Here is a 14,760-nt window from a genome sequence, read left to right as displayed (position 1 = left end):
ACTATCTGCGTGCCATTGTCAGACTCGCGTGCGAACGTGAAGACCTGGGCCCGGACTTCCGGACCTGGCTTCGCAGTTACGTAGCCGAGGAGATGACCGACGGCGCCGGCTCTGACGGCTGACACCTGCACAGAACGCGAGAGGGCGGGCCGGAGGGAAACCTCCGGCCCGCCCTCTCGCGTGGCCGAAACCTGCTCGCGGCCTACTCGCGGCCTGCTCGCGGCCTACTCGAACGGGTCGAAGTCGTCGTACTCCTGCAGGGTCTCGTCCCGCTCGGCCTGCTTGTCCCGTCGGCGCTGCGCCGCGGGCCTCTCCACGTCGAAGCGGTGGTCCTCGCCGCGGCGGCCCAGCATCTCCGCGCCGGCCATGACCGTCGGCTCCCAGTCGAAGACGACCGCGTTCTCCTCGGGACCGATGGCGACGCCGTCACCGGACCGGGCACCCGCCTTCATCAACTGCTCCTCCACACCGAGGCGGTTGAGCCGGTCGGCGAGATAGCCGACGGCCTCGTCGTTGTTGAAGTCGGTCTGGCGGACCCAGCGTTCGGGCTTCTCGCCGCGCACCCGGAACATCGGCTCGCCGCCGACCTCCTCGCGGGTGACGGTGAAGCCGGCGTCGTCCACGGCCTTGGGCCGGATGACGATCCGGGTCGCCTCCTCCTTCGGCTTCGCGGCACGCGCCTTGGCGACCAGCTCACCAAGCGCGAAGGACAGCTCGCGCAGCCCGATGTGGGCGACGGCCGACACCTCGAAGACGCGGTAGCCGCGGGCCTCCAGGTCGGGGCGGACCATCTCGGCGAGTTCCTTGCCGTCCGGCACGTCGACCTTGTTCAGGACGACGATCCGGGGCCGGTTGTCGAGGCCGCCGTACTCCCGCAGCTCCGCCTCGATGATGTCGAGGTCGGAGACCGGGTCACGGTCGGACTCCAGGGTCGCGGTGTCGAGCACGTGCACCAGCACGCTGCAGCGCTCCACGTGCCGCAGGAACTCCAGGCCCAGGCCCCTGCCCTGGCTGGCGCCCGGGATCAGACCCGGCACGTCGGCGATGGTGTAGACGGTCGAACCGGCGGTGACGACACCGAGGTTCGGCACGAGCGTCGTGAACGGATAGTCGGCGATCTTCGGCTTGGCCGCGCTGAGCACGGAGATCAGCGAGGACTTGCCGGCGCTCGGGTAGCCGACCAGCGCCACGTCGGCGACGGTCTTCAGCTCCAGGACGATGTCGTGCAGGTCGCCGGGCTCGCCGAGCAGCGCGAAGCCGGGCGCCTTGCGGCGGGCGGAGGCCAGCGCCGCGTTGCCGAGGCCGCCACGGCCGCCCTGAGCGGCGATGTACGAGGTGCCGTGGCCGACGAGGTCGGCGAGCACGTTGCCCGCCTTGTCCAGCACGACCGTGCCGTCCGGCACCGGCAGGACGAGGTCCTGGCCGTCCTTGCCGGAGCGGTTGCCGCCCTCGCCGGGCTTGCCGTTGGTGGCCTTGCGGTGCGGCGAGTGGTGGTAGTCCAGCAGCGTCGTCACGGACTGGTCGACGGTGAGGATGACGTCACCGCCCCGGCCGCCGTTGCCGCCGTCCGGGCCGCCGAGCGGCTTGAACTTCTCGCGGTGTACGGAGGCACAGCCGTGACCTCCGTTACCCGCGGCGACATGCAGCTCGACGCGGTCCACGAAGGTGGTCATGGTTCAGTGCCTCCAGAAAAGTACGGGTGTGTCCAGTCGTTAACACAGTGGTTAACACGCGAAAGGCGGACCCGCCTTCCCGACCGGGAAGTGAGGTCCGCCTCGCGAAAGCGTTCGGTGCTGAATCAGCCGATCAGACGATTCAGGCGACCGGAACGATGTTCACGACCTTGCGGCCACGGTGGGTACCGAACTCCACCGCACCGGCCTGCAGCGCGAACAGCGTGTCGTCGCCGCCACGGCCGACACCGGCGCCGGGGTGGAAGTGGGTGCCGCGCTGGCGGACCAGGATCTCACCCGCGTTGACGACCTGACCGCCGAAGCGCTTCACGCCGAGCCGCTGGGCGTTGGAGTCGCGACCGTTCCGGGTGGACGATGCGCCCTTCTTGTGTGCCATGTCTCCTCAGTCCCTTACTTCGCAGCCGTGGGGATCGACGTGACCTTGATCGCCGTGTACTGCTGGCGGTGGCCCTGCCGACGGCGGTAGCCGGTCTTGTTCTTGTAGCGCAGAATGTCGATCTTCTGGCCCTTGTGGTGGTCCACGACCTCGGCCTGGACCTTGATGCCGGCCAGCACCCACGGGTCGCTGGTCACAGCGTCGCCGTCGACAACGAGCAGGGTCGAGAGCTCGACCGTGTCGCCAACCTTGGCGGTGGAAATCTTGTCAACCTCAACGATGTCGCCGACAGCAACCTTGTGCTGGCGACCACCGCTGCGCACGATGGCGTACACGCGGATCTCTCTTTCGCTCGAAGAAACGGCACCCCCGCAGGCCAGCCGCCCAGAAACACCATGGACGACCTCTCCCGGCCCGCCTTGCGTCCGGGAGGAAGAGGTTTACGGGGATGTGACGTGTTCAGTGGACACGCCGACGGTCAAGGTTACGGGCGATGACCTGGGGGGTCAAACCGGACCCCGGCGGTGTGGGGCCGGTCACGCGGACCGGCCCCACACCACGGGCGTCAGCCCTCGTCGGCCGCGTCCGGGGCGGCGGCGACCGTGGTGGTCTTCGCCGTCGACTTGGCGGCCGCCGTCTTGGCGGCCTTCTTGGCCGTCGTCTTCTTCGCGGCCATCTTCTTGGCCGCGGTCTTCTTCGCCGCCGTCTTCTTGGCGGCGGCCTTCTTCGCCGTGGCCTTCTTGGCGGTCTTGCGGGCCGCCTTCTTGGCGGGAACCGCCGCCTCGGCGACTTCCTCGGCCGTGACGTCGCCGGACGGGGTCTCCTCCGCGGCGGCCGCCGGGACGACCACGACGGCCGCCTCCTCGGACGCCGTCGGCGCGGTGGCCTTGCGCACGGCACGGCGGCGCGGACGGGCCGGGGCGGCGCTCTCGGCGGGCGCCTCCTCGACCGGGGCGACCGGAGCCGCTGCCTCGGCGGGCTCGGCCTCGGCGACCGGGGCCTCGGGCGCGGTCTCGGGCACCGTCACCACGGCCGTCTCGGCCGCCGCCGGGGAACCGGCGGGAGCCGACACCTTCCGGGTCGCCCGCCGGCGCGTACGGCCCTTGGGAGCGGCCTCCTCGGCGGCCTCGGCCTGCGGGGCCGGGACCACCTGGTCCTCCACGGCCGCGGGCTCGGCCAGCGGCTCGACGGCCGGCTCCGGACGCACCGGACGCACCGGACGGGCCGCCGCCTCCTCGGCGGTGACATCCTGCGCGGTCGGCGCCGCTGCGGCCTTCACCTCGACGGCCTCCGTCCCTGCGGCCTTCGCCTTCGGGGACGCCGCCTTCGGCGCGCCGGCCGGAGCCGAGGCCCGGCGGCTCGCGCGACGGCGCGTACGGCCACGGGTGGCCGCCGCCTCCGCCTCGGCGACGCTGCTGTACAGCTCCTCGTCCGGCGCGAATTCGGGGGCGGGCAGGGCCACCGGCTCGGCGGCCTCGGCGGCCACCTCGACGGCGGTCTCCACCTCCGGCTCGACGGCCTCGCCCGTCTCCACGGCCACGGCAGCGGTCTCGTGCACGTGCTCGTGCTCGTGCACGTCACCGCCCCGGCCGCGCTTCTTGCGCTTGCCGCCACCACCGCCGCCGACGGTCACCGGCTGCTCCATGTGCACGATGACACCGCGGCCGTTGCAGTGGACGCAGGTCTCGGAGAAGGACTCCAGCAGACCCTGACCGACCCGCTTGCGGGTCATCTGCACCAGGCCCAGTGAGGTCACCTCGGCCACCTGGTGCTTCGTCCGGTCCCGGCCCAGGCACTCCAGCAGACGGCGCAGGACCAGGTCGCGGTTGGACTCCAGGACCATGTCGATGAAGTCGATGACGACGATGCCACCGAGGTCGCGCAGCCGCAGCTGGCGCACGATCTCCTCGGCCGCCTCCAGGTTGTTCCTGGTGACCGTCTCCTCCAGGTTGCCGCCCTGGCCGGTGAACTTGCCGGTGTTGACGTCGATGACGATCATCGCCTCGGTCTTGTCGATCACCAGCGAACCGCCGCTGGGCAGCCAGACCTTGCGGTCCAGCGCCTTGGCGAGCTGCTCGTCGATCCGGTACGTGGCGAAGACGTCGACCTCGGAGGTCCACTTCTGCAGCCGGCCGGCGAGGTCCGGGGCCACGTGGGAGACGTACCCGTGGACCGTCTCCCAGGCGTCGGCACCGCTGACGATGACCTTGGAGAAGTCCTCGTTGAAGATGTCGCGCACGACCCGGACGGTCATGTCCGGCTCCCCGTACAGCAGCGTCGGGGCGTTGCCGTTCTTCGACTTCTTCTGGATCTCCTCCCACTGCGCCTGCAGCCGCTCCACGTCCCGGCGCAGCTCGTCCTCGCTCGCGCCCTCGGCGGCGGTGCGCACGATGACGCCCGCGTCCTCGGGGACGATCTTCTTGAGGATGGTCTTCAGACGCGCGCGCTCGGTGTCGGGCAGCTTGCGGCTGATGCCGGTCATCGAGCCCTCGGGGACGTACACGAGGTAACGGCCCGGGAGGGAGACCTGACTGGTCAGACGGGCGCCCTTGTGGCCGATCGGGTCCTTGGTCACCTGGACGAGCACGGACTGGCCGGACTTCAGGGCGGACTCGATACGGCGCGGGCCGTTGGCCATGCCCAGCGCCTCGAAGTTGACCTCACCGGCGTAGAGCACGGCGTTGCGGCCCTTGCCGATGTCGATGAAGGCGGCCTCCATCGACGGCAGCACGTTCTGGACCTTGCCCAGATAGACGTTGCCGACGTACGAGGTCGACTGCTCCTTGTTGACGTAGTGCTCGACGAGCACGCCGTCCTCCAGGACGCCGATCTGGGTGCGGTCGCCGTGCTGGCGTACGACCATCACGCGCTCGACGGCCTCGCGGCGGGCGAGGAACTCGGCCTCGGTGATGATCGGGACGCGCCGGCGGCCCTGCTCACGGCCCTCGCGGCGGCGCTGCTTCTTGGCCTCCAGACGGGTCGAGCCCCTGATGGACTGCACCTCGTCGGACGGCTCGGAGGGCTTGCGGGGCTCACGGACCTTGACGACCGTGCGCTCCGGGTCGCCCTCGCCGGCCTCGGTGTCGGCGGAGGTGTCACCGGCGCGGCGACGACGGCGACGGCGGCGACGGCTGCCGGAGCTGGAGGCACCGCCCTCGTCATGGACCTCGTCGGCGTCCTCTTCCTCCTGCTCGGCGGTGTCCTCGGCGTCCTGCGCGGCCTGCTCGGCGGCCAGTTCGTCGACGTCGCCGTCCGCGCCCTCGCCCTCGGCGGCCTCACCGCGACGGCGACGCCGGCCGCCGCGACGGCGACGGCGGCGCGAGCCGGACTCCTCGAAGCCCTCGGCGCCCTCCGCCTCCTCGGTCTCGTCGGCGTCCTCGCCCTCGGCGAGGTCCTCGGCGGACTCGGGGGCCTCCTCGGCCTCCTCGTCCGGCCCGGTGACGGCCTCGGCGGCCGGGGTCTCCTCGGCGGCGCCCCGGCGGCGACGGCGGCGACGCGAGCCGGTCTCGGCGCGCTCCTCCGCGTACTCCTCGGTCTCCTCCGGTTCCTCCGTCCCGGCGGCCTCGGCGGCGGCCTCCGCGGCGGCGCGCTGCGGGGTCTGGAACTTCGGCTCGGTGAACACCGGCGCCTGGAAGACGGCGACGGACGGGCGGGCGCGCCGGCGCGGGGTCTCGGCCTCGGGCGTCTCGCTCTCGGCGGCCGGCGCGGGCTTGCCGGGCTCGGAGAATCCGAACACCGGGCGCACGACCCGGCGGCGGGCGCGGCGCGGGGCGGGCTCCTCGGCGGGAGCCTGCGGAGCCTGGGCTGCGGGGGCGGGCTCGGCAGGGGTGGCCTCGGCGGCGGGCTTCTCGGCTTCGGCGGCGGGCGCGGCGGCGGCTTCGGCGGCGACCGGGGCTTCCTCGTCGGCCGTCGGCGCACCGGCGGGCGCGGAGGCGCGCCGGGTGGCCCGGCGGCGGGTGCGACGCGGGGCGGCCTCCTCGGCGGCGGGCTCCGCGGAGACGGCGGCCTCGGCGGCAAAAGCTCCGGCAGCGACGGCCGGGGCCTCTTCGGCAGCGGGCTCGGCGGTGACCGGCGCCTCCACGGCGGCGGGCTCGTCGGCCGTCGGCGCACCGGCGGGCGCGGAGGCGCGCCGGGTCGCGCGGCGGCGCGGACGGGCAGCAGGGGCGGCTTCTTCCGCGGCGGCGGGGGCCTCCGCGGCGGTCTCCGTGGCCTGCTCGGCCTCGGCGGCGGGCGGGGCCACGGTCACGGTGGCCTCGGCGGCGGCCGGCGCACCGGCGGGCGCGGCCGCGCGGCGGGCGGTCCGTCGGCGCGGACGGGCGGCGGGCGCGGCCTCCTCAGGGGCGGCGGCCTCTGCGGCGGGGGCGACCTCGGCAGGCTCCTGTGTCACGGGTGCCTCAGTGGCACCGGAAGCGGCAGCGGTCGGCGCGGAGACGCTGCGCGTGGCACGGCGGCGGGCGCGGCGCGGCGCGGCCTCCTCACCGGCGACGACGGCGCCGCCCTCGGCGACGGCAGCGGGCTTCTCGGTCCCGGCGACGGCGGCCGTGGCCGGTACGACGGTCTCGGTGGCCTCGACGGTGGCCGGGGCACCGGCGGGCGCGGACGCGCGGCGCGTGGCCCGGCGGCGTGGACGACCGGCCGGAGGGGTTTCCTCGGCGGCGGGAGCGGTGACGGCCGCTCCGGACCCGGAGGCCTCCAGCGCCTCCACGGCCTCTTCGGCCTCGGCAGCCTCAGCGGCCCCTTCGGGCTCTGCGGCCGCAAGCACCTCCTCGGGCTCCGCGGCCGGTATGGCCGGCACGGTCACCTCGGCGGGAGCCTCGGCGGTGGCCGGCGGGCCCGCCGGGCGCGAGGCGGCACGGCGACGCCTGCGCGGCGGCAGGGTGTCGCTGGGAGTGTTCAGTTCGGAACCCTCATTGGGTTCGGTCGGCTCGAGCATGCGGGCGTTTCTCCCGTCAGGCTCCCGGGCGCCGCGCCCCTGGTCCGGCGTCGGTCTCGATCGACCGTACGCCGTTGACGTCCGCAGCCCGCGCAGTGCGCGATGGCCGCCGTCCGGGGCGCGGGCGCCGCACGGGAGCACTCTGTGTCCTGTCTCGCCGGTTCCGTACGCCTTGTCGGTACGGCCTGGCGAAAGTCTTCTGGTCGGTGCGCTGCCCGACCCAGGTGGCTCCCGAGTACGAGGGCGGCGCTTCGACGTCCGTCCTTACGCGGAACCTTCCGGCGTCGGCGCCGTCGCGGCGGCGGCCGGTGCGGCCGTCAGGGCCCCGGCTGCCTCGCGGTCGGGCGCGAGCGGGTCGGTCACCGTGCCGGTCTCTTCATCGAGCAGCCCCTGCGCCAGCCTGGTCACCGCTGCGGGGACCGGCGGCGCCAGGTCGGCCACGGCGCGGAGACCGGACAGGACGTCGTCGGGTCGTACGGCAGGCGTCACGTGCCGAACAACCAGCCGCAGTATCGCACAGGGCTGGTCGTTAGGCCTATCAGCCGGTGCACCGTGCGTTTCCAGGCTCACCACGGCCGGGCGGGCGTCGAAGGTACGGACGCCGTTCTTGGTCATCCGCTGCACCTCGACGGTGGCCGCCCGGTCGAACGCGTCGGCCGCGCGCCGGGCGTCGGCCGGGTCGACGCCGTCCAGCCGCAACTCCCATACGGAGGCCGTCAGCCGGTCGGCGAGGCCCGTGATCCGCGCCTCGACCGCCTCGACGATGTCCAGCCCGGCGGGCATCGACTCGTCGAGGAGGACGCGCAGGGTCTCCGGGTCGCGCGGTGCGGTGAGCGCGATCTCCAGGTACTCCGCCTCACTGCCCGTGCCGGTGGGTGCGGCATTGGCGTACGACACCTTCGGGTGCGGCGTGAATCCGGCCGAGTACGCCATGGGCACCTCGGCACGGCGCAGCGCACGCTCGAAGGCGCGCTGGAAGTCTCGGTGGCTGGTGAACCTCAGGCGGCCGCGCTTGGTGTAGCGCAGTCGGATGCGCTGCACCGCGGGTGCGGGCGGCGGGCCTTCGGGCTGTCGCTTGCCCAGTGTCCTAGTCCTTCGTGAGAGCGGTCGTACTTCTACCAAGACTACGTGTCGAAGAGCTCCGGAGTTCCCGCCGGTCCATCGCGGCCGGCGGCCGGGCCGCGCCGAAGGGCGTCCGCCGGAAGTCGGCGCGGGCCTGCCGTACCGTGTCCCGGCCACGGTCAGCGCCTCGCGTACGGGCCTGGTGCACCCGGCGCACCGGCTCCACGAACCTCCACCGGAAGAGGGTTGCCCGGATCCGTTGATCCCGCTGCGTCACCTGCGCCTTGTACGACTCCGGACAGCTCTCGGTGAACTTCACGGACCACGCCAACAGGGCGATGGGGACGACCCGGTTGAACCGGTCGTCCTGGGACGGGAAGCGGACGGCCGGCCACGTCGAGACGGCCATGAGGGCGAAGGCCGCGCCCCACGCCTCCGTGACGTGCGCGGCGATACGGCCCTCTTGTCACAAAGTGGCATGGGCCGACCGGCCCTTGCGCCAGGGCCGAAGCGCACCCCCGCCGAGGACCGGCCGCCCCTATCGACGCGCTGCCGGGCGTATGACGCTGCCGGTAACGGCGTCAGTGGAGGTGCGCCATGGGCAGCGAAGACCGATGGGGGGACGGAGTGAGCAAGCTGAGGGTGTCCGTGGGCCGCCTCGACGGCTGGACGGTCGCCACGCTGGCCGGCGAGATCGACATCTCCACCGTGCCGGGACTGCGCGCGGACCTGGGAGACCTGGTGGCGGACCACGGTGCACGGCCCCGCCTGATCATCGATCTCGGCGACGTCACCTTCTGCGACGCGCACGGGCTGAGCGCACTCATCGGCGCCCATCACACCGCCCTCCGGCGCGGGGGCACGGTGCGCGTGGTGGTGCCGAAGGGACGCGTGCACAGACTGCTGGGCGTCACGAGGCCGACCCACGACCTCGAGGTGCACCGGACGGTGAGCGACGCGGTCACAGTCGGCCCGGACCCCTGGTGAGGAAGCCATGGCCGAGCAAGCTTTCGACGGAGTCGTTCCGCTGTACTGCCCCGGGCAGGGGCGCGCCGTGACGAGGCCGCGCAGAGAAGTCACACCGCGGGATCATGAGGTGCGGGCGCGTGCCCTCATCGACGAGTTCTTCGACCGCGGCATGTCCCTGTACGACGAAGCGGCCGTACGGTGGCGGGCCGACGGACGGCTCGACCAGGTCGCGGTCACCCAGATCCGCATGTGGATGGCCAACCGCACCCTCGCGGCCTTCGTGCCCGGCGCATCCGACGCCGTGCGCGCCCGCCTCGTGGCCGAGCGCACGACGCTGGAAGGGTGGCTGACCGACCACGGTTTCGTGCAGCGGGCCTGAGAACGGGCGGCCGGCCGGTCACGGCAGGTCCTGCTCCGTCCAGATCGTCTTGCCCGTGGCGGTGTAGCGCGTGCCCCAGTGGTGGGTCATCTGGGCGATGATGAACAGGCCCCGGCCCCCCTCGTCGTCGCTCGCCGCGTACCGCAGATTGGGCGAGGTGTGGCCGGTGTCGGAGACCTCGCAGATCAGAGCCCGGTCGCGGATCAGGCGTACCTGGATCGGACCGCCGACGTAGCGGATGGCGTTGGTGACCAGTTCGCTGACGATGAGCTCGCTGGTGAACACCAGGTCGTCCAGCCCCCAGCCGACGAGCTGCTTGCTGACGGCGGTGCGGATGTTGGCCACCGCCGCCGGGTCCGGGAGCACGGCCCACTCGGCGAACTGGTTCCGGTCGAGCAGGCGGGTACGGACCACGAGCAACGTCGCGTCGACGTCCACCGGCCCGGGCAGCAGGGAGTTCACCGCTCTGTCGCACAGCGTCTCCAAGGACGTCCGGCCGTCGGCGAGGACGCGGGAGAGCTGTGCGAGCCCGGCGTCACGGTCGTCGGCCGCCTGCAGGAGGCCGTCGGTGAAGAGGGCGACCAGACTGCCCTGCGCGAGCTCCAGTTCCATGCTCTGGTAGGGCAGGCCTTCCATCCCCAGCGGCGGTCCGGCGGGCAGTGCTGGACAGTCGACGGCGCCGGTGTCCGGCTGGACGACCGCCAGCCCGGGTTCTCCGGCCCGCGCGAGGCTGCAGGCCCCCGAGACGGGGTCGTACACCGCGTACAGACAGCTCACCCCCAGGGCCGCGTCGGCGTGCCGCCTCGGGTGACTGTGGACCCGGTCGGCCCCGCCCTCGAGCGCGGTCTGCTCGACCAGGTCGGCCAGGCGGGACAGGAGCTCGTCGGGGCTCAGGTCCAGCCGGGCCAGCACCCGCACCCCGGTACGCAGGCGGCCCATGGTGGCCGCGGCACGCAGGCCGTGACCGAGCACGTCCCCGACGACCAGGCCGACCCGGGTTCCGGACAGGGGAATGACGTCGTACCAGTCGCCGCCGACCCCGGACCCGCTGTCGGCGGGCAGGTAGCGGCTCGCCGCGTCGACGGCTGCGTGCCGTGGCAGGTGGCGCGGGAGCAGGCCCCGCTGGAGCTTGAGGGCCACGGCGTGGCCACGGGTGACCACCGGCATCAGCAGGAGACCGATCAGCAGGGCGCCCAGGCCCAGGACGGCGACCCCACCCGTCCTGCCGATCAGCGGCAGGTCGACGGCGGTCGTGCCGTACCGGGGGTCGTCGTAGACGACGAAGGCGGCATAGAGGAACAGCGCCATCATCATCAGCCCGCCCAGCCCGGGCAGTACGCCCTTGAAGACCAGGTCCCTGACGTTGCGGGTGAGGACGCTGCGGTGGTACCAGACGCAGGCGAAGCCGGTCAGACCGTACTGGAACGCGATGGCGAGACCGACCGAGTCGATCGAGTCGGCCAGCATGTTCCGGCTGAACGACGCCAGCAGGAGGAACACGGCGACCGAGGCCGCCCCCATGCCGACGGTCCCCCAGGTCGGGGTGAGAAACCTGCGGTGGACCCGGGCGAACCGGGAGGGGACCGCCTTGTGGACCGCCATGGAGAAGACGGTCCTGGCCATGGGCAGGATGGTGGTTTCGGCGGAGGCCAGCGCGGAGGTCAGCACCATCAGGATCAGCAGTCTCGACAGGACCAGTCCCGTGTCGCTGCCGCCGAACACGGCCTTGCCCAGCCCGGACAGCACATCGCTCGAGTTGCGCGTGTTGCCGAGCCCGATGCCCGAGGCGCCGACGCCCGCGAACGCCTGCGCCGAGGTGGACACCAGCCCGTACATGACCAGGAGCAGCACGGTGCTCACGAGCGCGGAGCGCCCGGGAACGCGCGTGCTGTTGACGGTCTCCTCGTTGACCGAGAAGGCGGTGTCCCAGCCCCAGTAGATGAAGACCCCCGCGAGGATGCCGCCGGTCAGGGCCCGTGCCGAGGGCACCTCGAACGGGTTGAACCAGGAGGCGGAGACGTGGAGCGCCGTCGGCGGAGGGTGGGTGTACACCCTGACCAGCGCGGCGACGGCGAACACGACCAGCATCGCCACTTCCAGGCACAGCAGCCAGCGCTGGACGGCCGCCGAGAACTCGATGCCGACGTAGCAGATCACGGTCAGCACGGCGATCCAGAAGAGGCCCGCCACGGTGGTCCACAGCCGGTTCTCCGCCAGTCCGTCCTGGCCCACCAACCGGAAGGCGTAGGCGGCGGCGATGTCGGCGAGGTTCGCCATGACGATGATGTTGGCGACGATGAGGCCCCAGCCGCCCATCCAGCCGGTGCTCGGTCCGAAGGCCCGGGTGGCCCAGGCGAAGGTGGTCCCGCAGTCGGCGTTGCTCGCGTTGAGCTCCCGGAAGGCGCACGCGACCAGCAGCATCGGGATGAACGCCAGCATCGTGATGATCGGCGCCCGCAGCCCGACCCCGGCGACGATGATGCCCAGTGTGGCCGCCAGGCTGTACGCCGGGCCGGTGGAGGCAAGGCCCATGGCCACCGAGGAGAACATGCCCAGGGCGTCGTTCTTGAGCCCTTTCCGGCCGGCCGCCGTCCCAGGCGCGGGGCGGCCGGCGGACTCGGCACCGCCAAAGAGCCTCACACTTGATTCCAACGCCGGGTCGCTCCCCTCCGCAACAGCGCGGGCGCGCCGGAACGCCGCCCGTCACACGGCCGCACATCCGGGACGGCACCCGCCACCGGCCGCCACCTGCGGCCGCCACCAGGCACGATGGCGATCCGGCCGTCAGTGCGCGCGCCTGCCGGGGCGGGACATGGGAGCGCGAGCGGGGGGAGGTGTCCTCGAGCAGGGCACTCACCTGCCTGGGCCACCCGGGCGCACGCCCTGCCGGCTGTCCTCAGGAGTCACGGGATGCGTGGCCCGCGACCGTCAGGCGGCGGGCCGACGCCTCCGCCCGTCCGGCTCGGGCCAGCAGGCGGGCTCGAGCGCGGGGCCACCACATCAGGTCGGCCAGGAGGAGCACGACCGTCAGCCACGAAACAATGGTCTCGCCGGTGGAGCCCCGCACGGTGTCGTGGACGGCGAGCGCGACCGCGAGCGCGGTGACGAGCGGGACCACCCAGCGGTGCAGCCGGTCCTCCTCGGCGGCACGGCGCAGGGCGCGGGCGCACTCGACGACCGAGGGGGCCAGCCGCGGGTCGCCGACGGCCTCGCCCCGCCGGGTGGCGCGCACACGGCCGCGGGATCGGCCCGGCCCGACTTCCCGGCCGCGGGCCCGAGCCTTTCCGTCCGGCGCGGCACTCGGATCCCGTGGAACAGGCTCAGCACCACGAAGGTCACCGCGGCACCCGCCCACGAACCTGCCTCGACGAGAACGAAAGCCCCGAAGAAGACGCCGGCAGCGAGCCCCGCGGCCACACCCCGGCCCACCGGACCCAACCGCCACATCCATCCCGGAACGAGCATCACCCGCTCACGGTCGCCGTCCCCCGGCAGGGACGTAACGACCGCACCGGCACGCCGCCGCCCGCACACGCGCTCGGCGCACCGCGCCGGCGACCCGCCGTTGTGCAGCTCAGCGGAAGGCCTAGTAGGCGCTGGTGGGCGAGGTGACCGGGGTGGTGGGGCTGTCGCTCGTGCCGGATGGCGGGGCGGTCATCGACGCGGACGGGGGCGTGCTGGGCGTGGGCGTACCGGACGGGGGCGTGCTGGGCGTGGGCATGCCGGACGGGGGCGTGCTGGGCGTCGGGGTACTGGGCGTGGGGGTGGCCGAGGTGGACCTCTGCACGAGCGGAGTCAGCACCGCGTCGGTCACCAGGCCCTTGCCGTCCATCGTGAGGCTGACGGGGTCGGCGGCGCCGAGGAGCTGATCGCAGCCCAGGTTGGTGAACGTCTGGTTGGCTCGCCCGGCGAGGAAGGCGAAGAGGTTGGGTGCCACGCCCGGGTCCGGCGTGGGCGCCTTCTCGAGAAGCGCCTTGTCCTTGAAGACACGCCGCACGCCCGCCGGGTCGCGGAAGAGGGTGGTGCAGAAGGCTGCTCCGTCACCGCCGGCGCCTGCGCCGAGCATGGGCATGTCGACACCCGCGCGGTACGCATTGGTCTTCGCGGCGCTGTCATGGCCGTCGACCAGTGTCATCGGGTCGTTGCGCGGGACGAGCGCGACCGGGGCCTTCTGACGGGCAGCGGCGGAGAGTTCGTCCAGAGCGAGGGCGGACGTGGCGCGACCGTCGCTGGACTGGTCAGGTGCGGTGAACGGCTTGCAGCCGAGAGCCGGGTCCATGAACTGGGTCAGCAGCAGGTTGTCGCTGCCGTTGGCCAGATCCGTCGGGGCGCTGGTGTTCCTCGACCGGGCCTTGCCGTTGTGACGGTGGTGGCGGTCGCCACGGTTGGCCAGTCGCGCGGCCTTCTTCATGGCCGCTCTGCTCGAGGCGTTGTTCTGGGCGATGTGGCCGTGGGCGTCGGCGAGGTAGTGGGTCACCACGTTGTCGCTTCCGTCCTGGTCCACGACGGAGAAGTCCCTCGTGGTCGGACAGGGCAGTCCGTCCCTGGCGGTCCCGAGCGCCGGAATCCTGAGGTGCCCCTTGGCGATCTGGGCGCCGGCGGCCCGGAAGAACGCCGGCGCGTTGCAGTACGCGAACTGGCCGAAGACGGATCCCCGCAGGCCGTTGACACACCTGCCCTGGGTGAGGCCGTTGGAGCGACCGCTCTTGCGCAGAGTGAGGGTGGCATTGTTGAAACCGAACCAGATGCCGACCGTCGAGCCTCTCGGCACCGAGGGCCGGACCGTGCGCGCGGCCGGCCTCGTTCCTTTGTCGATCACCAACGGGTTGTAGACGGTCAGTTTGCCGTTGGGCGTGAGGATCGCAGCTTCCACGAACGCCGACTGGTCGGGGTTGGCCTCATGGCACGGCCCCTGCGCCGGATCCGTCGCGACGAGTCGGTACGGCGTGGCCAGGCCGCCGGCGGTGAGGGGGTGATCGGGGACCAGCAGCGTGCAGTTCGGATCCGGCTTGCCGTCCTGCTTCGCCTGTGCGGTGGCCTGCCGGCCGCCCTGCGGGTCACGCCGGTCACGGCTTTGCGCCGCGAACACCGATCCCGCGACGACGGCCAGAATCAGCGGCCCGCCGATCAACGCGAGCGACAGCTTGGACCGTTTCCAGCGTCGGGCGTGTTCTCGCCGGAGCGTGCGCGACGACTGTCTCGCGTCCTTGCGGGGCACTGAGCTGCTCCTCACTGTGCTCCCCGCCGCCGGGAGGAACCGCGGTCGCGCGGGGCACACGATGGTCACGTCGGTGCGGACCCTCCAAGCGGGACGGAGCGACGGCCGATCGTCCCGCCCGGCGGATCC

The 14,760-nt window shown here is 72.7% G+C and carries 11 protein-coding genes; 2 read left to right on the top strand and 9 right to left on the bottom strand.

Features of this window, described 5'->3' with window-relative positions:
• Positions 1–224: 224 nt before the first annotated feature.
• The 6 genes from obgE to ABZ919_RS31760 form a co-directional block, all read right to left on the bottom strand.
• Entirely contained in the window at positions 225–1,673 is a 1,449-nt protein-coding gene (gene obgE / locus ABZ919_RS31785) for a GTPase ObgE (RefSeq protein ID WP_361254404.1), read from the bottom strand.
• A 142-nt stretch (positions 1,674–1,815) separates the two neighbouring features.
• Positions 1,816–2,070 carry a 50S ribosomal protein L27 gene (rpmA, locus tag ABZ919_RS31780; protein WP_023550764.1) on the bottom strand — a complete coding sequence of 85 codons (255 nt, stop codon included), beginning with the start codon at positions 2,068–2,070 and terminating at the stop codon, positions 1,816–1,818.
• Positions 2,071–2,084: 14 nt separating this feature from the next.
• Positions 2,085–2,405, bottom strand: coding sequence for a 50S ribosomal protein L21 (gene rplU / locus ABZ919_RS31775; RefSeq protein WP_009188585.1), 321 nt, complete (start codon positions 2,403–2,405; stop codon positions 2,085–2,087).
• 230 nt (positions 2,406–2,635) lie between these two features.
• Positions 2,636–7,003, bottom strand: coding sequence for an Rne/Rng family ribonuclease (locus ABZ919_RS31770; protein WP_361254399.1), 4,368 nt, complete (start codon positions 7,001–7,003; stop codon positions 2,636–2,638).
• 264 nt (positions 7,004–7,267) lie between these two features.
• Positions 7,268–8,044 (bottom strand): TIGR03936 family radical SAM-associated protein, encoded by a 777-nt coding sequence (locus ABZ919_RS31765; RefSeq protein WP_361254397.1) that lies wholly within the window; start codon positions 8,042–8,044, stop codon positions 7,268–7,270.
• Between the two features lie 46 nt (positions 8,045–8,090).
• On the bottom strand, positions 8,091–8,474 hold the full coding sequence (locus tag ABZ919_RS31760; RefSeq protein ID WP_361254394.1) for a hypothetical protein: 384 nt from the start codon (positions 8,472–8,474) through the stop codon (positions 8,091–8,093).
• A 188-nt stretch (positions 8,475–8,662) separates the two neighbouring features.
• Between ABZ919_RS31760 and ABZ919_RS31755 the strand changes: the two genes are divergently transcribed.
• Both ABZ919_RS31755 and ABZ919_RS31750 read left to right on the top strand, forming a co-directional pair.
• Positions 8,663–9,052 (top strand): STAS domain-containing protein, encoded by a 390-nt coding sequence (locus tag ABZ919_RS31755; RefSeq protein ID WP_361254391.1) that lies wholly within the window; start codon positions 8,663–8,665, stop codon positions 9,050–9,052.
• Between the two features lie 7 nt (positions 9,053–9,059).
• Positions 9,060–9,413 carry a hypothetical protein gene (locus ABZ919_RS31750; protein WP_361254388.1) on the top strand — a complete coding sequence of 118 codons (354 nt, stop codon included), beginning with the start codon at positions 9,060–9,062 and terminating at the stop codon, positions 9,411–9,413.
• Positions 9,414–9,431: 18 nt separating this feature from the next.
• Here ABZ919_RS31750 and ABZ919_RS31745 read toward each other — a convergent pair whose 3' ends face one another.
• The 3 genes from ABZ919_RS31745 to ABZ919_RS31735 all read right to left on the bottom strand — a co-directional run bounded on the left by ABZ919_RS31745 (position 9,432) and on the right by ABZ919_RS31735 (position 14,631).
• Positions 9,432–12,053 (bottom strand): amino acid permease, encoded by a 2,622-nt coding sequence (locus tag ABZ919_RS31745; protein WP_361254386.1) that lies wholly within the window; start codon positions 12,051–12,053, stop codon positions 9,432–9,434.
• A gap of 256 nt (positions 12,054–12,309) precedes the next feature.
• Entirely contained in the window at positions 12,310–12,645 is a 336-nt protein-coding gene (locus ABZ919_RS31740) for a hypothetical protein (RefSeq protein ID WP_361254383.1), read from the bottom strand.
• Between the two features lie 354 nt (positions 12,646–12,999).
• Positions 13,000–14,631, bottom strand: coding sequence for a hypothetical protein (locus ABZ919_RS31735; RefSeq protein WP_361254380.1), 1,632 nt, complete (start codon positions 14,629–14,631; stop codon positions 13,000–13,002).
• Positions 14,632–14,760: the final 129 nt, after the last annotated feature.

It is taken from the genome of Streptomyces sp. NPDC046759 (assembly GCF_040645475.1).
Lineage (GTDB): Bacteria > Actinomycetota > Actinomycetes > Streptomycetales > Streptomycetaceae > Streptomyces.
Note: the sequence above shows the minus strand (reverse complement) of the source record. Positions and strands in the feature narration are given on the sequence as shown.

Coding starts and splice junctions, on each gene's coding strand:
- obgE (WP_361254404.1), bottom strand. CDS start 1,673: ATGACCACCTTCGTGGACCGCGTCGAGCTGCATGTCGCCGCGGGTAAC.
- rpmA (WP_023550764.1), bottom strand. CDS start 2,070: ATGGCACACAAGAAGGGCGCATCGTCCACCCGGAACGGTCGCGACTCC.
- ABZ919_RS31770 (WP_361254399.1), bottom strand. CDS start 7,003: ATGCTCGAGCCGACCGAACCCAATGAGGGTTCCGAACTGAACACTCCC.
- ABZ919_RS31760 (WP_361254394.1), bottom strand. CDS start 8,474: ATGGCCGTCTCGACGTGGCCGGCCGTCCGCTTCCCGTCCCAGGACGAC.
- ABZ919_RS31755 (WP_361254391.1), top strand. CDS start 8,663: ATGGGCAGCGAAGACCGATGGGGGGACGGAGTGAGCAAGCTGAGGGTG.
- ABZ919_RS31750 (WP_361254388.1), top strand. CDS start 9,060: ATGGCCGAGCAAGCTTTCGACGGAGTCGTTCCGCTGTACTGCCCCGGG.